The organism is Streptomyces sp. NPDC045431, assembly GCF_040646655.1.
Taxonomy (GTDB): domain Bacteria; phylum Actinomycetota; class Actinomycetes; order Streptomycetales; family Streptomycetaceae; genus Streptomyces.
Genome location: NZ_JBEZAQ010000017.1, coordinates 38,788 through 57,828, shown reverse-complemented (window position 1 = coordinate 57,828; position 19,041 = coordinate 38,788). Strand labels below are relative to the sequence as shown.

14 protein-coding genes are annotated in these 19,041 nt (G+C 73.3%); 5 read left to right on the top strand and 9 right to left on the bottom strand.

Translation table 11 applies throughout. From position 1 onward, the window contains the following. Window positions 1-27: 27 nt before the first annotated feature. The 3 genes from AB0A69_RS27280 to AB0A69_RS27270 all read right to left on the bottom strand — a co-directional run bounded on the left by AB0A69_RS27280 (window position 28) and on the right by AB0A69_RS27270 (window position 2,785). The gene (locus AB0A69_RS27280; RefSeq protein WP_361427385.1) at window positions 28-1,023 is read right to left on the bottom strand and encodes a helix-turn-helix domain-containing protein; all 996 of its coding nucleotides are present in this window, start codon (window positions 1,021-1,023) and stop codon (window positions 28-30) included. Window positions 1,024-1,370: 347 nt separating this feature from the next. Beyond that, the gene (locus AB0A69_RS27275; RefSeq protein ID WP_361427382.1) at window positions 1,371-1,595 is read right to left on the bottom strand and encodes a ferredoxin; all 225 of its coding nucleotides are present in this window, start codon (window positions 1,593-1,595) and stop codon (window positions 1,371-1,373) included. Beyond that, window positions 1,592-2,785 (bottom strand): cytochrome P450, encoded by a 1,194-nt coding sequence (locus tag AB0A69_RS27270; protein ID WP_361427379.1) that lies wholly within the window; start codon window positions 2,783-2,785, stop codon window positions 1,592-1,594. The genes AB0A69_RS27275 and AB0A69_RS27270 overlap by 4 nt, the downstream gene beginning before the upstream one ends. Before the next feature lie 360 nt (window positions 2,786-3,145). Here AB0A69_RS27270 and AB0A69_RS27265 point away from each other — a divergent pair, with 360 nt between their 5' ends. Beyond that, window positions 3,146-3,727, top strand: coding sequence for a TetR family transcriptional regulator (locus tag AB0A69_RS27265; protein WP_361427609.1), 582 nt, complete (start codon window positions 3,146-3,148; stop codon window positions 3,725-3,727). 109 nt (window positions 3,728-3,836) lie between these two features. Next, complete coding sequence (locus AB0A69_RS27260) at window positions 3,837-4,478, top strand: carbonic anhydrase (protein WP_361427376.1); 642 nt, start codon at window positions 3,837-3,839, stop codon at window positions 4,476-4,478. 75 nt (window positions 4,479-4,553) lie between these two features. On the opposite strand, the gene xdhC is transcribed toward AB0A69_RS27260, so the two are convergent. The 5 genes from xdhC to AB0A69_RS27235 all read right to left on the bottom strand — a co-directional run bounded on the left by xdhC (window position 4,554) and on the right by AB0A69_RS27235 (window position 12,050). Next, on the bottom strand, window positions 4,554-5,375 hold the full coding sequence (gene xdhC, locus AB0A69_RS27255) for a xanthine dehydrogenase accessory protein XdhC (RefSeq protein ID WP_361427373.1): 822 nt from the start codon (window positions 5,373-5,375) through the stop codon (window positions 4,554-4,556). 1 nt (window position 5,376) lies between these two features. Continuing rightward, window positions 5,377-7,758, bottom strand: coding sequence for a xanthine dehydrogenase molybdopterin binding subunit (gene xdhB, locus AB0A69_RS27250; RefSeq protein ID WP_361427370.1), 2,382 nt, complete (start codon window positions 7,756-7,758; stop codon window positions 5,377-5,379). Further along, entirely contained in the window at window positions 7,755-9,233 is a 1,479-nt protein-coding gene (locus tag AB0A69_RS27245; protein ID WP_361427367.1) for an FAD binding domain-containing protein, read from the bottom strand. Before AB0A69_RS27245 ends, xdhB begins: the two co-directional genes overlap by 4 nt. 404 nt (window positions 9,234-9,637) lie before the next feature. After that, window positions 9,638-10,027, bottom strand: coding sequence for a DUF3592 domain-containing protein (locus tag AB0A69_RS27240; RefSeq protein WP_361427364.1), 390 nt, complete (start codon window positions 10,025-10,027; stop codon window positions 9,638-9,640). Between the two features lie 4 nt (window positions 10,028-10,031). Continuing rightward, on the bottom strand, window positions 10,032-12,050 hold the full coding sequence (locus AB0A69_RS27235) for a hypothetical protein (protein ID WP_361427361.1): 2,019 nt from the start codon (window positions 12,048-12,050) through the stop codon (window positions 10,032-10,034). A 435-nt stretch (window positions 12,051-12,485) separates the two neighbouring features. Here AB0A69_RS27235 and AB0A69_RS27230 point away from each other — a divergent pair, with 435 nt between their 5' ends. From AB0A69_RS27230 to AB0A69_RS27220, 3 genes are all read left to right on the top strand, one after another. Next, window positions 12,486-14,090, top strand: coding sequence for a TROVE domain-containing protein (locus tag AB0A69_RS27230; protein WP_361427358.1), 1,605 nt, complete (start codon window positions 12,486-12,488; stop codon window positions 14,088-14,090). A 171-nt stretch (window positions 14,091-14,261) separates the two neighbouring features. Next, a complete protein-coding gene (locus tag AB0A69_RS27225) occupies window positions 14,262-15,500 on the top strand; it encodes an MFS transporter (RefSeq protein WP_361427355.1) in 1,239 nt (412 codons plus the stop codon). A gap of 77 nt (window positions 15,501-15,577) precedes the next feature. After that, the gene (locus AB0A69_RS27220) at window positions 15,578-16,675 is read left to right on the top strand and encodes a DUF4185 domain-containing protein (protein ID WP_361427352.1); all 1,098 of its coding nucleotides are present in this window, start codon (window positions 15,578-15,580) and stop codon (window positions 16,673-16,675) included. Here the strand turns inward: AB0A69_RS27220 and AB0A69_RS27215 are convergent. Beyond that, complete coding sequence (locus AB0A69_RS27215; RefSeq protein ID WP_361427606.1) at window positions 16,608-18,971, bottom strand: glycoside hydrolase family 3 N-terminal domain-containing protein; 2,364 nt, start codon at window positions 18,969-18,971, stop codon at window positions 16,608-16,610. The genes AB0A69_RS27220 and AB0A69_RS27215 overlap by 68 nt on opposite strands. Window positions 18,972-19,041: the final 70 nt, after the last annotated feature.

Genomic DNA, 19,041 nt, shown 5'->3' with positions numbered 1-19,041 from the left:
GTTGGTCCGGGCCGGGCTGTCGGCCGGTCAGGCCGTGGTCGTACGGAACCGGCGCCGGTACGCGGCGGGGCTCGTGGCGATCTGCCGCCGGAAGGCGCGGTGGAGGGTCTCCACCGAGCGGAGCCCGGTGGCCCGGGCGATCTCCTCCAGGGGCTGGTCGGTGGTTTCCAGCAGGCGGCGGGCGGCCTCTACCCGCAGGGCCTCGACGTACGCGGCGGGTGTCGTCCCGGTCTCCTGCGTGAAGACGCGGGCGAAGTGACGCTCGCTCAGGCACATGCGGGCAGCCAGCGCGGCCGCCGACAGGTCCGCGGTGAGGTGGTCGGCGACGTACAGGCGCAGCTCGTCGATGTCCCTGCGGGACGCCGGCGGCCGGCTGATCGGCACGCTGAACTGGCTTTGGCCGCCCTGTCGTTTGAGGTACACCACCAGGTGGCGGGCGACCGCGAGCGCGAGGTCCTCGCCGTGGTCCTCCGCGACCAGGGCGAGGGCCAGGTCCAGGCAGGCGCTGATGCCCGCCCCGGTCCACACCCGGCCGGAGCGGATGAAGATCGGGTCGGGGTCGACGGTGACCCGCGGGTGGTCGGCGGCGAGCCGGTCGGCCGTGGACCAGTGGGTGGTCGCGGCCTTGCCGTCCAGCAGACCGGCCGCCGCCAGCAGGTGCGCACCCACGCACACGGAGGCGATCCGCCGCGCGTGGGGAGCGGTGTCCCTGATCCAGTCCACGATGTGGCGGTCGATCCGGGGCCGGGGGCCGTCGGCGTGCGCTTCGACCGCGCCGGGGACGAGGAGCGTGTCCACCGCGGCGCCGACGTCGGCGAAGCCGATGTCGGTGACGAGGCGTACGCCCGCCGAAGTGACGACCGCCTCTCCGGCCTGGCCGGGCCCGGCCAGGCGCACCTGATAGCAAGCGCGGCCGCGCGACTCCCGGTTGGCCAGCGTGAAGACCTCGGCCGGCCCGGTGACGTCGAGCAGGTCGACGTCGGGGAAGACCGCGATCACGACGCGGTGACTGATCTTGGACATGTCCACATCGTCGGTCCGCGGCTGGTACGGCCGCAATGACGAACCTGTGTCACATCCGGACGTCCCCCGAGACGGGCGGGGGGAGGGCCGTCGACGGCTCCCTCACCGAGATGCCTGTGGAAGGAAAGGAGAATTTGGAAGGGGCGAAACGGGCGCGGTTGCGGTTTCCGGCTTGCGGAAGTCCGCGCGCAGGGAGCGCTTTCCCGCGATGACACCCGCCGGCCCGGGCCGAACCCGCTCGGCTCCGGTCGGCCCGGGCCGGACCCGCTCGGTCCCGCTCGGTCCCGGCTCCGGTTCCGGTCGCCCGCCCGGGGCCGGGGGCGGGCGACCGGGACGCGGCGCGTGTGTCAGGGGCGCGGGCCGACGGTGCGGTGGCCGTCGCGCACGATGATGGCCAGCGCTGGGCAGGAGTCGGCCGCGTCCAGGGCTCGTTCGTCGGGAGCGAGCTCCTCGCGGACCGGCTCCGCCCACTCGCCCTCCAGGCGGAACAGGTCCGGGGCCAGGCCCGCGCACATGCCGGAGCCCATGCACTGGTCCTGGGCCACCTCCAGGGTCCAGGTCACCGTGGTCACCACCCCACCGGCATCACACGCGGCCCGCGGACCAGCATCTCGTTCTTCCAGGCGACGTCACCCGCGAGGTGGATCCGGGGGAAGCGGGTGATCAGCGCCTGGAGCGCCTCCTGGAGTTCGAGGCGGGCCAACGGCGCGCCCAGGCAGTGGTGGACGCCGTGGCCGAAGCCGAGGTGCTGCACCCCGGTGCGGGTGACGTCCAGCCGGCCCGGCGCGTCGAACTTGAGCGCGTCGCGGTTGGCCGCGCCGACCGCCACCAGCACCGGCTCCCCCGCGCGTACCAGGGTGCCGCCCACCTCGATGTCCTCCTTGGCGTAGCGGGGGAACGCCGCCGCGCTGCCGAGGGGCACGAAGCGGAGCAGTTCCTCGACCGCGCCCGCGATGAGCTCCGGCCGCTCGCGGAGCAACTGGAGCTGGTCGGGGTGTTCGAGGAGCGCGTAGAGGAAGTTCGGGATCTGGCTGGCCGTGGTCTCGTGGCCGGCCACGAGGATGCCGACGCACAGGTCGACCAGTTCCAGCTCGGTGAGCCGGTCCCCGGTGTCGCGGGCCTCGATCAGCCCCGTCATCAGGTCGGGGCGGGGGCTGACGCGGTGGTCCTCGATCAACGCCGCCATGTAGGCGCGCAGGTCCTCGCGGTGGCGCAGGAACTCCTCGGCGGTCAGCGAGCTCGTGGACAGGGCCGCGTCGCTCCACACCCGGAACTTGGGCCGGTCCTCCTCCGGGACGCCCAGCATCCGGCAGATCACGGCGACCGGGATGGGCAGCGCGTACGACTCGACGAGGTCGGCGGGCGGTCCGGCGGCCTCCATCTCGTCGAGGAAACCGTGCGCCAGGTCCCGTACCTGCGGGCGCAGCTTCTCCACCTGGTGGACCGTGAAGGCCTTCGCCACCAGCGTGCGCAGCCGGGTGTGCTCGGGCGGGTCCATGCTGAGGATGCCGGCGTCCTGCCGCCCCTCGGACTGGCGGGGCTCGTCGTGCTGCAGTGCGTCCGCCCGGCTGAAGCGCCGGTCGCCGAGGACCAGGCGGGCGTCGGCGTACCGGGTGGCCAGCCAGGCGGGCTCGCCGTAGGCCATCCGTACGCGTAACAGGCCGGGACGTTCGAGCGCCTCGGTGTACGCCTCGGCCAGGCCGAGCCCTTCGGGCTCGTTGAACGGGTAGACGAGCGGGGCCTGCTCGTCAGTGGTCGTCATCGGGGGTGACCTCCCTGGTGTAAGCAGCTGCTTACGAACCTAGGGTGGGGCGGGTGGACAGTCAACGGCGCCCGGGGCGAAGGGCCTTGGACGATGCGTCGGACGAGGGAGGGGTGGCGGAAAATGGCGGTTGCGAAGGCCGTGGGGGATGCGGTGGGGAAGCCTCCGGCGGAGGCTGGGCCGGCGGGCGGGACGGGAGCGAAGCCTGCGGTGGAGGACGGGCCGACCGTCGACGGGACGGAGCCTGCGGTGGAGGACGGGCCGACCGTCGACGGGACGGAGCCTGCGGTGGAGGACGGGCCGGCCGTCGACGGGGCGGGGGCGGAGCCTGCGCAGACGGGCACTTCGACCCGGGACCGGCTGCTGGCGGCCGCGTCGGCCCTGTTCGCCGAGCGGGGTTACGACCGGGCGACGGTACGGGACATCGCCGCCCGCGCGGGGGTCAACCAGGCGCTGCTGTTCCGCCATTTCGGCTCGAAGCAGGCCCTCTTCGGTGAGGTGGTCGCGCAGGGCGGGCACGAGCAGCTGCGCAGCACGCCGCCGGAGCGGTTGGTCGAAGTGGTGTTGCGGAGCCTGCTGCATCCCACCTCCGAGGGCGGGCACGCGGGGACGGGGCGGTCGCTGGAGACCCTGCTGCGTTCGGTGGGCGGCGACGACGAGGTGGGGGCGGTGGTGACGGCGCTGGGTGACGAGTACGCCCGCGCCCTGGCCACCCTCAGCACCGCGGACGACCGGGGGCTTCGCGCCGATCTCGCGCTGTCGTGGCTCCTGGGCATCGGCCTGATGCGGGTGGTGGTCGGCAGGCGGCCCCTGACCGACGCCGACGCCGACGACGTGTGCCGTCTCGTCGGGGGCGCGCTGGGCCACCTGCTGGAGGGGCTGCCCGCGCCGGCCGGGCGCGGTGGCGCCGACGAGACGTTCACCGGTGAGACCGCACGGTGACATGTGCCGGCCATGGTGCGGGGACACGGTCCGGGATACTCGCGGATCATCCGGACATCCGTGGGCCCCGCTGCGGCTCCCCGCGAGGTCAGCGCCGTAATCTGGTCCCATGACTGCTGCCCAGACTTTGACGCCCCGTGAAGCCTTCGAGGTGCTGCTGGCTGGCAACAAGCGATTCGTCGCTGGTTCGCCGGAGCACCCCAACCAGGACGCCGCCCGGCGGGCCGAGACGGCGCCGGCCCAGTACCCCTTTGCCGTGGTGTTCGGCTGCTCCGACTCCCGGCTGGCCGCCGAGATCGTCTTCGACCGCGGGCTCGGCGACCTCTTCGTCGTACGGACCGCCGGGCACGTGGCGGGCTCCGAAGTGCTGGGCAGCATCGAATACGCGGTCAGCGTGCTCGGCAGCCCCTTGGTCGTGGTCCTGGGCCATGACGCCTGCGGCGCGGTCGCGGCCACCCGCGGCGCCGTCGAGGAGGGCACGACCGCCGGCGGGTACGTGCGGGACGTGATCGAAAGGGTGACTCCCAGTGTGCTGGCCGCCCGCGCCGCCGGCCGCACCGAGGACGCGGACTTCATCACCGAGCACATCCGGCACACCGTCGATCTCCTGCTGGACCGCTCCAAGGTCCTGGCCGAGGCGGTCGCCGACGGCCGGGTCGCGGTCGTGGGCATGTCGTACCGGCTCGCCGACGGCACGGCCCATCTGGTGACCGCCCGCGGCCTCGAATCGGAAACCGCCTCCGCCTCCTGATCCCCTGGCCGCCGGCCCCTCGCGGGCCGGCGGCCCACCCGCCGTGTCAACGGGCCCGATGGCCGACGGCGAGGGCTACCGCGCCGGTGGGCGGTGTTCCCGCTCGAAGGTCAGGAGCAGGTCGGCCGCGACGCTCACCGCGATCGTGGCGGGTTCCTTGCCGGTGATCCCGGTGATGCCGATCGGGGTCCTGATCCGGTCGATGGTGGCGGCGTCGTGGCCGCCCTCGGTGGCCAGACGGTGCCGGAACCGCGTCCACTTGGCGGCCGAGCCGATCAGTCCGATCGAGCCGAGACCGGTGGTACGCAGGGCGGCGTCGCACAGCGCCGCGTCCTCGGCGTGATCGTGCGTCATGATCAGGACGTGGGTGCCGGGCGCCAGCTCGCCGAGCACCTCCTCCGGAAGCAGCGGTGTGTGGTGCACGTGGACCTGCGCCACCGCGTCCGCGAGCACGCCGAGCCGTTCGTCGGTGAGCATGTCGGGGCGGGTGTCCACCAGGTGCAGGTCGAGGTCGTGGCGCGCCAGGATGCGGGCCAGCTCCAGCCCGACGTGTCCGACGCCGAAGACCGCCACCGCGGGGACCACCGGCAGAGGTTCGAGCAGGACGGTGACGGCGCCGCCGCAGCACTGGACGCCGTGCCGGCCGGTCACCTTGTCGTTGAGGGCGAACTCCATGAGCTCCGGTTCCGCGTCGGGCGTGGCGATCAGTTCGCGGGCCCGGTCGATCGCGACCGCCTCGATGTTGCCGCCGCCGATCGAACCCCAGGTGTCGGTCCGTCCCACGACGAGTTTGGCGCCGGCCTTGCGGGGTGCGTGGCCGCGCACGGTCGCGACGGTCACGAGCACGCCGGACTCCCGGCGGGCTCGCAACCGCGCGACCGCGGACACCCAGGTCATGTCAGGCATTGCTGAGAGCGGTCGCGTGGGCCGGGGCCTCGCCGCCCTCGCCGCCACCGCGGGCCGCTTCGATCGCCCAGTACACGGCCTCCGGTGTCGCCGGGGAGGCCAGTTCCACGCTGACCCCGTCGGGCCCGAACGCCGCGGCGGCCTGCCGCAACGCCTCCCGGACCGAGAAGGCCAGCATGAGCGGGGGCTCCCCCACCGCCTTGGACCCGTACACCGCGCCCTCTTCGGTGGCGTTCTCGAGCAGCGTGACGTGGAACTCCTCGGGCATCTCCGAGAAGCTCGGCAGCTTGTACGTGCTCGCCGCCTGCGTCAGCAGTCGGCCGCGGTTCGGTCCGTCGCCGGTGTCCCAGCGCATGTCCTCGAGCGTCAGCCAGCCCGCGCCCTGCACGAAACCGCCCTCGACCTGGCCGATGTCGATCATCGGGGAGAGGCTGTCGCCCACGTCGTGCACGATGTCCACCCGCCGGATGCGGTACGCGCCGGTGAAGCCGTCCACCTCCACCTCGGTCGCGGCGGCGCCGTGGGCGAAGTACTTGAACGGCGAGCCCCGGAAGGTCTTGGCGTCCCAGTGCAGGCCCTCGGTCCGGTAGAAGCCGGCCGCCGACAGCTGGACGCGCTGGAGGTACGCGGTGCGCACCAGGTCGTCCCAGGCCAGCTCCTTGTCGCTGCCGAGCGCCCGTGCGACGCCCTGGACGATGCGTACGTCCGAGGCGTTCGCCCCCAGCTGGGTGGCGGCCACCTGGAGCAGGCGCTCGCGCAGCTGTTCGCAGGCGTTCTTCACCGCCGCGCCGTTGAGGTCCGCTCCGGCGCTGGCGGCGGTTGCGGAGGTGTTGGGCACCTTGTCGGTACGGGTGGGGGCCAGCCGCACCTTGTGCAGCGGGATGCCGAGCGAGGTCGCGGCGACCTGCAGCATCTTGGTGTGCAGGCCCTGGCCCATCTCGGTGCCGCCGTGGTTGATCAGGACGGAGCCGTCCTTGTAGATCAGTACCAGCGCGCCGCCCTGGTTGAAGGCGGTCAGGTTGAACGAGATGCCGAACTTCAGGCCGGTGATCGCGAGCGCCCGCTTGGTGTGCGGGTGCGCGGCGTTGAAGGCCGCGATCTCGCGTCGGCGGTCGGCGATGCCGGCGTTCTCCTTCACCTGCCGCCAGACGGCGGAGATCCGTTCGGGGCGGGTGACCGGCTGTCCGTACGGTGTCGTCTGTCCCTGCCCCGGCCGGTAGAAGTTGCGCTCGCGCAGCTCCATCGGATCCAGGCCGAGCAGCGGCGCGCACCGGCCCATGATGTCCTCGATCACCAGCATGCCCTGGGGGCCGCCGAAGCCGCGGAAGGCGGTGTTGGAGACCTTGTTGGTCTTGGCGATGCGCCCGGCGACGCGGGCGTTGGGGATCCAGTACGTGTTGTCGATGTGGCACAGCGCGCGGGCCACCACCGGCTCGGACAGGTCCAGGCTCCAGCCGCCGTCCGCGGTCAGGGTGGCGTCCAGGGCCTGGATGCGACCGTCGGCGTCGAAGCCGATCCGCCACGTGGCGTGGAACCCGTGCCGCTTGCCGGACATGGTCAGGTCCTGGGTGCGGTTGAGCCGCAGCCGCACCGGGCGGCCGGTCAGCTTGGCGCCGAGCGCGGCGACGGCCGCGAAGCCGTGCGGCTGCATCTCCTTGCCGCCGAAGCCGCCGCCCATGCGCAGGCACTGCACGGTCACCTCGTGGCTGTGCAGGCCGAGGACGTGCGCGACGATCTCCTGCGTCTCGGACGGGTGCTGGGTGCTGCTCTGGACGAACATCTGCCCGGCCTCGTCGACATGGGCGAGCGCCGCGTGCGTCTCGAGGTAGAAGTGCTCCTGCTCGGAGAACTGGAACTCGCCGGTGAAGACGTGCGCGGAGTCGGCGAAGCCTGCGTCCACGTCGCCCGTCTCCATCATGGGCCGGGCTCCGTGGAAGCTGCCCGCCTCGATGGCGTCCCGCAGCGTGACGATGGAGGGCAGTTCGTCGAGCTCCACCTCGACGGCCGCCGCACCGAGCCGGGCCGCCTCCAGGGTTTCGCCGAGCACCCAGGCCACGGCGTGGCCGTGGAACATGACCTCGTCGGGGAAGAGTGGTTCGTCGTGCTTCATTCCGGCGTCGTTGACGCCGGGCACGTCGGCACCGGTGAGCACGCGGACCACACCGGGCACGGCGAGCGCGGGCTCGGTGCGCAGCGCGGTGATCCTGCCGTGGGCCTTCATGACCTGGACCGGGTAGGCGTGCAGGACGTCCTTGGTGCGGTGGACCAGGTCGTCGGTGTAGAGCGCGGCGCCGGTGACGTGCAGGTGGGCGCTCTCGTGCGGCATCGACACGCCGACGGCGGGGTTTTCGGGACGCTCGGACAACTGGCTCATGACGACACCGCCTCGGTGGTTTGCGCGTACAGCTTCCGCAGGCTCTGGCCGAGCATCGCGGAGCGATAGCCGGCGCTGGCGCGGTGATCGTCCATCGGCGTGCCCTGGGCCCGCAGCACCTGGGCCGCGGCCTCGACGGTCTCCGCCGCCCACGGCTCGCCCTCCAGGGCCGCCTCGGTGGCGCGGGCGCGGATCGGGGTGGCGGCCACGCCGCCCAGGCCGATGCGTGCCGTGCGGACGACGCCGTCCTGGATGTCGAGCGCGAAGGCGACGGCCACGCTGGAGATGTCGTCGAAACGCCGCTTGGCGATCTTGTGGAAGGCGACGACCGGCGACAGCGGCAGCGGGACGCGTACCGCGCGGATCAGCTCATCGGGACGGCGCACGCTCTGCCGGTACCCGGTGAAGTAGTCGGAGAGGGGGACCTCGCGCTCTCCGTCGGCGTCGGCGAGCACCACCGACGCATCCAGCGCCAGCAGCACCGGCGGGCTGTCGCCGATCGGGGAGCCGGTACCCAGGTTGCCGCCGAGGGTCGCGCTGTTGCGGATGAGCCGGGAGGCGAACTGCGGGAACAGTTCCGCCAGCAGCGGTACGCTGCCGTCGAGGCGGCGTTCGATCTCGGTGAGCGTCAGCGCCGCCCCGATCTCGATGTGGCCGGCTTCGACGCGCAGCTCCCGCAGTTCGGGCAACCGGTCGACGGCGACCACGCAACCCGCCCGGCGGGAGCGGATGTTCACCTCCACGCCCCAGTCGGTGGATCCGGCCACCACCACCGCGTCGGGCCGCTCGCGCAGCAGCCGCAGCGCCTCGGCCAGGGTGCCGGGCCGCAGGAACGTGCTGTCGCCCTGGGTGTACGCGGTGGCGACCGGTGCGGGCGGGGACTGCTCGCGGCGCTGGGCCAGCGGGTCGTCCTCGGCGGGCTCGCCGACGGCGAACGCGGCGTCGCGGATCGGGCGGTAACCGGTGCAGCGGCACAGGTTACCGCTCAGCGCGTGCAGGTCGAAGCCGTTCGGCCCGTGCTCGGGGTCGGTCTCGGCGTCGGTGCCGCCGTCGGCCGGTTCCGCGTGCGCACAGCGGCCCGGCCGGTAGTACTCGGCGGCCATGCTGCAGATGAAGCCCGGTGTGCAGTAACCGCACTGGGAGCCGCCGCGGACCGCCATCTCCTCCTGCACCGGGTGCAGCACGGCGGGCTCGCCGGCTTCGCCGGTGGTGGCGAGACCCTCGGAGGTGACGATCTCCTGACCGTCGAGGGCCGCGACCGGGACGAGGCAGGCGTTGACCGCCACCCAGTCGGTGGGCTTGTCCGTCCCGGGGCGGGCCACGAGGACGGAACAGGCGCCGCATTCACCCTCGGCGCAGCCCTCCTTCGTGCCGGTGAGGCCGCGCTCGCGCAGGAAATCCAGCACCGTGGTGTGGGGTGCTGCCGGGGAAATCGGTGCTTCTTTCCCATTGACCGTGATCCGCGCCGCTACCATGGCACGTCCTCGTTTCCGGGCGCGGTCGATCTGATGGTCCAAGTCGCCATGTGAAAGCCTTCTATTTCGGTGGCGCAGCTCAAGAACCCGCGCAAACCGGCACGTAACGACGTGCCGCAGGCGGTGAAGGAAACCAAAAGGATGGCAAGATACCGGGCCCGCGTGGGGGCAGACCGGAAAAGGGCTGCTTAGCAGCCGTGTGCTACACGACCCGGAACCCAGGCGGCCTGCTGGACGAGGCGATGCAGGTCGGAGAAGATTGGCATCCGACTTCGCCTCCTTTCCAGTGCTCACGGGTCGGTGCGCTGAAATTACGTCCCCGCACGTCCATCGGTCAAGCTCCGGGGGGCACCTACGGCCCTGACAGACCGTCAGCAGTGCGGTCGGTGCCCCCGCCTCCCGCTCTACCCCAGCAGTACCGTCAGGCCGACGGCGGCCGCGGGCACCGATACGGCGAGGAGCACCAGGGGCCCGACGACCCCCGGGCCCTCCCGGAACCTTCGGGGTTTGCGGGGGTCGTAGACCACGCCGATCGTGGCCGGCGCGTGGTACTCGTGCACGCGAGCGTACGTCTCGCCCTCGACCTCGGTCCCGTCCCGGGCGGTGAAGCGGACGATCGGGTAGTGGTGCACGTCGCCGTCACCGTCCTCGTGCTCCCGCACACCGACGACGTCCGCCTCGACGCGTACGCCTCGGCGCAGCAGGCAGATGTCCCCGTGCATCCATGCGACCCCGCCTGCGGACCCGGCCACGCCGAGGACCAAGAGCAGCCATCCCGCGATCAGGTCCCCCACGGCCTCATCGTAGGCCGTGGGCGAGCCGGTCCCCGGGGGCCGGAGAGTCCGCGAGATCTCCGCCCACCGCGGCGTCGTGTCCGGTGCTTCGGCACTCCGCGGTCAGCAGCTCCTCGATCGTGCCGAGCTCCGGGCGCCGCGGATCGCAGCCCGCCAGTCGGTGGTACAGCCGATGCCAGGCGGCTTCGTCCGTCACCGGCAGGTGCGTACGGACCAGGGCCGTGAGCTGCTCCACCGCTTCGCCGATCTGCGGCGGGGCGTCCGGTCGGTGCCGGGCGTCACCGAGGTGGCGCAGTACGCACGGGCCCCGGCCCACCCGCCGCAGCAGCTCCTCGGGGGTGACGAGCCCCTCAGTGAGCAACTCCTCAAGGGGGCCCGTCTCCTTCTCCTGATCGCTGCTGTAGCCCAGTCCGGCCCGCAGCGTGCCCCCGCCCCTGAGCCAGTTCGCGGCGTAGGAGCGGTGCCTGCGGTAGTCGCCGCGTATCGCGTCGATGTGGCGGGCCGCCACGTCGGGCGGTGTGCCGGGGCGGTTCACCATCTGTGACCAGTACCGGAACAGCTCGCGGGCGTGCTCCGCCTCCAGGTAATCCCAGTCGGGGTCCGCGAGGAGCTCCATCAGCCGGTCCGCGGCGCGCGCGCCGGCCCGCGGGCCGAGGCGGCGCAGGCGCGAGGCGAGCTTCGGCGTGGTCAGCTCCTTGTCCGCCCGGGCGCGGAGGGCCGCGAGCGGGTCGGCGGCGGTCAGTGCCTTCTCGCAGATGCGGGTCACCGCCGGGCCCACGAGTCCGGTGGCGAGCAGGGCCGACAGCCGGGCCGGTCCCCCGTGCCGCAGCACGTTGAGGCAGCCTGTCAGCTGCTCCGGCATTTTGAACGACTCCCGGTGCGTGCTGGCGAACGCCGCCTCGACCAGTGCCGGCTCGATGGCGTGGAGGCAGTCGGGAAGCGCTCCCCACGGAATGCGGTCGACGTACGGTGCGAGCGGCACCGCCGGGTCGGTGAGGGCCTGGCGGCGCTCCTCGGCGCAGACGTAGAAGTGATTGTCCAGGACGGCGAGGTGGATCTTCGGATCGCCGTACTCCAGGAGCCGTAGCGCGGTGCCCCGGGTCAGGTCGATTCCGCGGGCGATCACCAGCAGGGCTTCACGGTCACGGCTGCGCAGGAGGTGCTCGAGGACCGCCCTGGGCGTGCCGTGGCGGAGGGCGACGACGTACTGCGCCAGCTGCGTGCCCGTGCCGGGCGGCAGTGCGGGCATCAACGCGTCCAGGACGTCGGCGTCGGACCGCAGCAGTACCTCGCCCGTCGGCCACCACCACTGACCGTGGAACAGCCGGTCCTCGATCGCGCGACCCGTGGGCGGGCGGTCGGGCAGCAGGCGGGCGGGGTCGACCGCCTCCGTGTCCAGGGACCGCTGTACCAGGGCGGGCCAGCTGAGCCGGGTGTCGAGGCCTGAGCCGCCGGGCCGGCACAAGGCGTCGACGGTGGTGAGCAGCTTGAGCCAGGCGGTCGGCTCGGTTCCCAGAGTGGTCGTCAGGTACCTCCGCACCTCCCGTTCGAAGGCGCGGCGGGCCCGGCTGAGGTGGGACTCCGTGGGGACCGGCATCGTCCAGCGCGCCGGGTACGCCTCGACGACGTCGCCCGCCGTGAGCGTCCCGGCCTCGTACGCCGTCGCCAGCCGGTGATCGAGGGCGGAGCGGCGGCCGGCGGCGAGCGGGAATTCCGCCACGTCACGCCGCAGGCGCTCGAGTGCCTCGCGCCCGTCGGCCGGAGGCGTCGGGTGGAGCACCTGGGCGTCCGCCGGCAGGTCGCAGCGGCGCCATGCCTCGGCCAGCCACTCGGGGCGGCCCACCGACCGGGGGTACCGGTTGCGAGGCGTACCCCCCAGACGGCGCACCACCTCGGCATCAGCGGGCAGCGGAGGGGCGACGCCCCCGTTCTGTTCGGCGGCCAGGCGACGCAGGAGGTCGATGGCGGCCACCGCCGCCCGGTGGACCTCCACGTACCGTGCGTCGTACGAACGGGTCTCCATGATGTGTCTCCCCCGATGGCTGTTCTCCGATCAAGGACAGTGGACCACGCAGGTCTGACAGTGGGACGGCCGGACCCGACGGACAGGGCCGGCCTGCGCACGCACGAGCGGTCGGGACCGAGACGGCGTCCGTCCACGGCTGGGCGGCGGGCGGCGACCCGTGCAGAAACGTGCCGACTCCCCAGGGCGCCCGCGTTAATTCGGTGGTGTGCGGCTCGGTGGTCTGTGTAGGGTCGGCGTCGCGACCGCGCCTGACGATGCGCTCGGCTGCGGCTACTTCTTTCGACAACCAAGTGACGCCGCCGCCCCTTTGATCTCGGCAGGCGCGGGCGTCTTTGCCCGTCGGGCCCTTGTGGCCGGGGCCGTACCATCCGTTGAATCCGGGGGGGTTCGCTGCCTCGTTACACCCGACGCGTCTCGAAGATGTGGTCCGAGATGCTCGTGGCGCCGCATGTCACGGCGGCCGCCCGCTCCATGCCCGCCCCGACACCGCGCCTCCACAGGCCCCCGGAGCCGCAGTTCCGCACGTACCCGGGTGGTGTGGCCTACGTCCGGGAGCCGCGCCAGGAGCTCTTCCTCCTCGCGGTCGGCAACTTCGTTTCCCAGGAGACCTTTTACGAGAGCGGCCGGGAACGCGACGACCGGTACGCCCGGCTCGTCGGCGAACTCGCCGTCGAGGATCCCGTCTGGACGGCCGGCCTGCTGCGCTGGCTGCGCGGCGAAGGCACCATGCGTACGGCGGCCCTGGTGGGTGCCGCCGCCTATGTACGGGCCCGGCTCGAGGCCGGGGCGGCCGAGGGCCCGTCCAACCGGTCCGTGATCGACTCGGTGCTCCAGCGCGCCGACGAGCCCGGCGAGCTGCTCGCCCACTGGTTCACGGCGTACGGGCGGAACGTGCCGCAGCCCGTGAAGCGGGGCGTCGCCGACGCCGTACGCCGGCTGTACACGTCGCGGTCCCTGCTCAAGTACGACACCGCGTCCACGTGGTTCCGCTTCGGTGACGTGCTCAACCTGGTGCACGCCTCCCCGGACCCGGGCAAGCCCTGGCAGGGCGCGCTCTTCCGGTACGCCGTGGACCGCCGCCACCACCCGGAGCGGGCGGTGCCGCCGGCCTCCGACCACCTGCTGACCGCGCACCGGGCGCTGATGGAGATGCCGGTGGAGGAGCGCCGGGCGGTGGTGACCGGGCCGGGCGGCGCCGAGCGGCTGGCCGAGGCGGGCATGACGTGGGAGGCCCTGGCGGGCTGGCTCCACGGGCCGATGGACGCCGCCGCCTGGGAGGCCGTGATCCCCGCGATGGGTCCGATGGCGCTCCTGCGGAACCTGCGCAACTTCGACGAGGCGGGAGTCTCGGACGAGGTCGCGGCGCGGGTCGCCGCTCGGCTCGCGGACCCCGCCGAGGTCGCCCGGTCCCGGCAGTTCCCCTTCCGCTACCTTGCCGCCCACCGGCACGCGCCGTCGCCGCGCTGGGCGGACGCGCTGGAACGGGCGCTGGGCCACTCGCTGGCCAACGTGCCGTCGCTGCCGGGGCGGACGCTGATCCTGGTGGACCGGTCCGACTCGATGTTCTGGGACACGGTCTCCGAACGGTCCACGCTGACCCGGGCGGACGCGGCGGCCGTGTTCGGCGCCGCGTTGGCGATGCGGGCCGAGCAGGCGGATCTGGTGGAGTTCGGCTGGGGCAGCGCGGCGGTGCCGTTCGAGCGCGGCGAGCCGGTGCTGGACGTGATGAAACGGTTCCGCAGTATGGGGGGCACCTACACCGCATTGGCGTTGCGGAAGCAGTACCGGGAGCACGACCGGGTCCTGATCGTCACCGACGAGCAGACCGCCGCCTACGACCCGGGCGGACCGGCCGAACCCGTCCCGGCGGACATCCCGGTCTACACGTGGAACCTGGCCGGCTACCGGCCCGCCCACGGACTCAAGGGCCCGCGCCGCCACACCTTCGGCGGCCTCACGGACGCCGCGTTCCGGATGGTGGGCCTCATCGAGGCGGGCCGCGAGGCCGCTTGGCCATGGACCGCCGATCCGGCCTGATCCGGCCTGATCCGGACTGCTCCGGACTGCTCCGGACTGCTCCGAGTTGCGGGCGCAGGGCGCGAGGCCCGGGGCGCGTACCGCCGATCGGGCGAGAGCCGTGAGACGGGCGTCCTCGTCCGCCTTGTGGCGTTCCCTGGGCGCCCGGTGCACGCGCCTAGGGTGACCGGTATGACCGGTACGTCCTCTCGGATCGCGCGCAGCTCCCCCCGCAACCGGGGACGACGCCTCGGCTACCCGGCGGCCGCCGCCGTCTTCGCCATCGGCATGGCGGGGACGACCCTGCCCACGCCCCTGTACGGGCTGTACCGCAGGGAACTCGGCTTCTCCGAGCTGATGGTGACGGTCGTCTTCGCCGTCTACGCGGTGGGCGTCATCGCCACCCTCCTGCTCGCCGGCAATTACTCCGACCGGGCCGGGCGCCGCCCCGTCCTGCTGTACGCCCTGGCGCTCGCCGCGGCGAGCGCCGTGTGCTTCCTGCTCGAAGGGGGGCTGCCGCTGCTCTTCGCCGGCAGACTGCTGTCCGGGTTCTCGGCCGGACTGCTGAGCGGTGTCGGCACGGTGACCGTCATGGAGCTGGCCGCGGCGGGGCGGAAGTCCCGCGCCGGATTCGCCGCGACGGCCGCGAACATGGGCGGCCTCGGCTGCGGCCCCCTGCTGGCCGGGCTGCTGGCCGAGTACGCCCCGCTGCCGCTCCGGCTGCCGTTCGTCGCCCATCTGGTGCTGGTGGCAGTCGCCTGCGTCCTCGTGCTGCTGCTGCCGGAGACGGTGGCCGGTCCACACCTCCGGACGCCCCTGCGGCCCCAGGGACTGCACGTACCGCCCGAGACGCGCGGGGTGTTCGTGCCGTCGGCGCTCGCCGCGTTCGCGGGCTTCTCGCTCCTCGGTCTGTTCACGGCGGTCGCTCCGAGCTTCGTGGCGCAGACCCTGGGCGTGACCAATCTGGCCGTCGCGGGTCTGGTGGTGTTCACCGTGTTCCTCTCCTCGACCGTGGGACAGTCGCTGACGGGCCGGCTGACCCTGGCCACCGCCGCACCGCTCGGTTGCCTGGTGCTGGTGGTGGGGCTGCTCCTCGTCGGCGCGTCCCTGTGGGTGAAGGCCATGCCGCTGCTGGTGGCGGGCGCGGTCTGCGGCGGGTTCGGGCAGGGCCTCGCGTTCCGGGCGGCGGTGACCGCGGTCGGGAACGCCGCGCCCGCCGCGCGGCGGGCCGGCACGATCTCGTCGTTCTTCGTCGTGGCGTACGCCGGGATCTCGCTGCCCGTGGTGGGCGTGGGCGCGCTGACGATGTGGCGCGGGCTCGAGCAGGCCGGACTGATCTTCACCGCGTGCGTGACGGTGCTGGTCGCCGTCGTCGGACTGCACCTGGCACGGCACCCGGCCGGGCCCCGCCGCGTGGACTCCGCGCGGTGAGGCGGCGTCGTGAAGCGGCCGCGGCACAGCGTCGTACGGCACGACGACGGCGTACCGCGTGGGGTGTCTCCCTCGCCGTGTGTCTCGCGCTGATCCCGGTGGCCGCCTGGGCGTCGGTACGGAACGCCCGCCCGGCCGACCGGGCACGGGACCACGAGGCGCCGGCGGCCCCGGCGCCGGCTTCGGCGCCGCGGGCTGAGGTCGTGGCCCTGGTGGCGGGCCAGGGGGACGGGGACGTCAACCGGACCCGCGACCGGTTCGCCGTGCACGCCACCGACCTGGGCGTGCTGTGGCGGGACAGCCGCGGCCGGGTGGCGGTCGCCTTCGGCGACACCTACGGAGAGGGCTGGGGAGGCAAGGGCGCCGGGCCCGCCACCGCCGACTGGCGCTTCAACACGCTGGCGCACTCCACCGACAGCCGGCTGGACGACGGCATGTACCTCGACTCCATGGTGACCGACCGGCCCGGCCACGCGGCACCCTTCCTGCCCGGTGACCCCGGCGTCGGCGAGGTCACGGTCATTCCCACCGCCGGGGTCAGCGCGCTGGGCCGGGACTACGTGCACTACATGTCCGTACGGTCCTGGGGGCCACCCGGCAGGTGGGTGACGAACCACGCGGGCATGGCCTGGTCCGACGACGGCGGCCGCACCTGGACCAGGCCCTCCACGGCACGCTGGGACAACGCGGGCGGTACCAGCGCCTTCCAGATGGGGGCGCTGGTCCCGTGGGGCGAGCACGTCTACCTCTTCGGCACTCCCAACGGCCGGTTCGGCGACGCCCATCTGGCCAGGACCACGGCGGCGGCCCTGCTGGAGCCGGCGGCGTACGAGTACTGGACCGCCGCCGGCTGGCGGGTGGGCGCGCAGGCCGACGCCGTACCGGTCATGCGGGGTCCCGTGGGTGAGCTGTCGGTGCAGTACAACACGCATCTGGGCCAGTGGCTGGCGCTCCACCTGGACGAGTCCCGTGCCGCGATCGTGGCGCGTACCGCCCCGCAGCCGACGGGACCTTGGAGCGAGGGGCGGGTGGTCGCCGACGGCCGGGACCACCCGGGCCTCTACGGCGGGTTCCTCCACCCGGCGACCACCGGGGCGGAGGTGTACTTCACGATGTCCCGCTGGGATCCCTATCACGTGCTGCTGATGCGCCTGCCCGTGGACGGGCTCGCCTGACGGGACCGATGTGCGCGTGGAGCCGCCGCGTGTGGTCCACGTACCGGGCGGCCCCGGTGAGGCGGACCCTCGCCACCAGGCGGGGGTCGGAGCTGGAGGCGGCCAGGCGCAGTTCCAGCTCGCCCGGCTCGACGACGCGCCGTCCGTCGCGGCCGGTGAAGGAGGCCAGGTCGGCCGGGACCGTCACCTCGAGCCGGCGCGCCTCCCCCGGCGGCAGCGGTACGCGCGCGTACCCGATGAGGCGCTGCACCGGCTGGACGACCGATGCGACCGGGTCGTGCAGATACAGCTGGACGACCTCGGTGCCCTCGCGCTCGCCCGTGTTGCGGACCGTGAAGGCGAGCGCGAACTCACCGTCCGTCCCGGTCTCCTCGTTCACGACCGTGAGGCCGCTCCAGGAGAAGGCGGTGTACGACAGGCCGTGGCCGAAGGCGAAGGCGGCGGTCGGGTCGATGCTGGACACCTCGGTGGCCTGGGCCAGGCGGGCGGCGAGGTAGGTGGAGGGCTGGGCGCCGGGTGTGCGGGGGACGCTGACGGGCAGTCGGCCCGACGGGTTGGTCCGGCCGCTGAGCACTCCCGCCAGCGCTGTCGCACCGGCCACGCCGGGGAAGAAGGACTGCACGATCGCGGCCGATTCCGCCACGGCGCGGCCCAGCGCGTACGGCCGTCCGGCCAGCAGCGTGGTGATGACCGGCGTCCCGGTGTCGAGGAGGGCGTCGAGGAGCGCCTGCTGTACGCCGGGCAGGGCGAGCGAGTCGGCGTCGCAGCCCTCGCCGCTGGTGCCGCGGCCGAAGAGCCCGGCGCGGTCGCCGAGCGCCGCGACGACGACGTCGGCGTCCCGGGCGAGGCGTACGGCCTCGGCGATGCCGGAGGTGTCGTCGCCGTCGACGTCCGCGCCGCGGGCGGTGACGATCCGTGCGGCGGGGAACTCGCGCTCCAGCGCCTCGCGCAGGGTGGGCAGCTCGATCCCGGCCGGGGTGCCGGGGTGCTGCGTACCGACGTGGACGGGGAAGGAGTAGCAGCCGAGGACGGCCGTCGGCTCGTCGGCGTTGGGGCCCACGAGGGCGATGGTGCGCGGCCGGGCCGGGGACGGGGTCAGCGGCGACGGGGACGGGGTCAGCGGCAGGGTGCCGTCGTTGGTGAGGAGGACGATCGCCTGGTCGGCGATCCGCGCCGCCAGCTCCCGGTTGGCGGGCGAGTCGAGATCGACCGTGCCGCGCAGTGCGGCCGGGTCGTCGAGGTCGGCGCCCCCCAGCGCGGGTGGAACGGGGCTCCAGTCGGCGTCGAGCAGGCCCAGTTGCGCCTTCTGGGTGAGCACCCGGCGCACGGCCCGGTCGACCAGCTCCTCGGGCACCCGTCCGGTGGCGACGGCGTCGCGGAGGGGTGCGCCGAAGGTCTTCACGGTGGGCAGTTCGACGTCGACACCGGCGCGCAGGGCCGTGGCCGCCGCGTCGGCCCAGCCGCCGGCGACCCCGTGGAGGGTCTTGAGGAAGGCGATGCCGAAGTAGTCGGCGACGACGGTGCCGTCGAAGCCCCAGGTGTCGCGCAGCAGCCCGGTGAGCAGCGCTTCGTCGGCCGCGGAGGGGACGCCGTCGGTGTCGGTGTAGGCGTGCATGACCGAGCGCGCCCCGCTCTCCCGTACGGCCATCTCGAACGGTGGGAGTACGACGTCGGCGCGCTCGCGCGGGCCCATGGCGACGGGCGCGAGGTTGCGTCCGGCGCGCGAGGCGGAGTAGCCGGCGAAGTGTTTGAGGGTGGCGACGATCCCGGCGGACTCCAGGCCCTGGACGTACGCGGTGGCGAGCGTGCCGACGAGGTACGGGTCCTCGCCGATGGTCTCCTCGACGCGGCCCCAGCGGGCGTCCCGTACGACGTCGAGGACGGGGGCGAGGCCCTGGTGGACGCCGACGGAGCGCATGTCGGCGCCGATGGCCGCGGCCATGCGGCGGATCAGGCCGGGGTCGAAGGTGGCCCCCCAGGACAGGGGGACGGGATAGGCGGTGGCCTTCCAGGCGGCGAATCCGGCGAGGCACTCCTCGTGAGCGAGGGCGGGGATGCCGAAGCGGTTCGCGGAGGCGATGCGCTGCTGGGTGCGCATCAGGGAGAGGGCGCCGAGGGCGGGGTCGACGGGGGCGGTCCCGAAGGGGCGGGTGAGCTGTCCGAGACCGGCGGGCAGGAGGGCGTCGAGGTCGGCGGGCTCCTCCATGTCGTGCTGGTGGGGGGCGACTTCGCCGCCCTGGTTCGAGGCCCCAACCCATACCCCGTAGAGCTGGGCGGTCTTCTCCTCGAGGGTCATCGCGGAGATGAGGGCGGAGACGCGGGTGTCGATGTCCTGGGCGGAGCCGGACGGGGCGCGGGTGTCGACG

Coding starts and splice junctions, on each gene's coding strand:
- AB0A69_RS27280 (WP_361427385.1), bottom strand. CDS start 1,023: ATGTCCAAGATCAGTCACCGCGTCGTGATCGCGGTCTTCCCCGACGTC.
- AB0A69_RS27270 (WP_361427379.1), bottom strand. CDS start 2,785: ATGACGACCACTGACGAGCAGGCCCCGCTCGTCTACCCGTTCAACGAG.
- AB0A69_RS27260 (WP_361427376.1), top strand. CDS start 3,837: ATGACTGCTGCCCAGACTTTGACGCCCCGTGAAGCCTTCGAGGTGCTG.
- xdhC (WP_361427373.1), bottom strand. CDS start 5,375: ATGACCTGGGTGTCCGCGGTCGCGCGGTTGCGAGCCCGCCGGGAGTCC.
- xdhB (WP_361427370.1), bottom strand. CDS start 7,758: ATGAGCCAGTTGTCCGAGCGTCCCGAAAACCCCGCCGTCGGCGTGTCG.
- AB0A69_RS27245 (WP_361427367.1), bottom strand. CDS start 9,233: ATGGTAGCGGCGCGGATCACGGTCAATGGGAAAGAAGCACCGATTTCC.
- AB0A69_RS27235 (WP_361427361.1), bottom strand. CDS start 12,050: ATGGAGACCCGTTCGTACGACGCACGGTACGTGGAGGTCCACCGGGCG.
- AB0A69_RS27230 (WP_361427358.1), top strand. CDS start 12,486: ATGCTCGTGGCGCCGCATGTCACGGCGGCCGCCCGCTCCATGCCCGCC.
- AB0A69_RS27225 (WP_361427355.1), top strand. CDS start 14,262: ATGACCGGTACGTCCTCTCGGATCGCGCGCAGCTCCCCCCGCAACCGG.
- AB0A69_RS27215 (WP_361427606.1), bottom strand. CDS start 18,971: ATGACCCTCGAGGAGAAGACCGCCCAGCTCTACGGGGTATGGGTTGGG.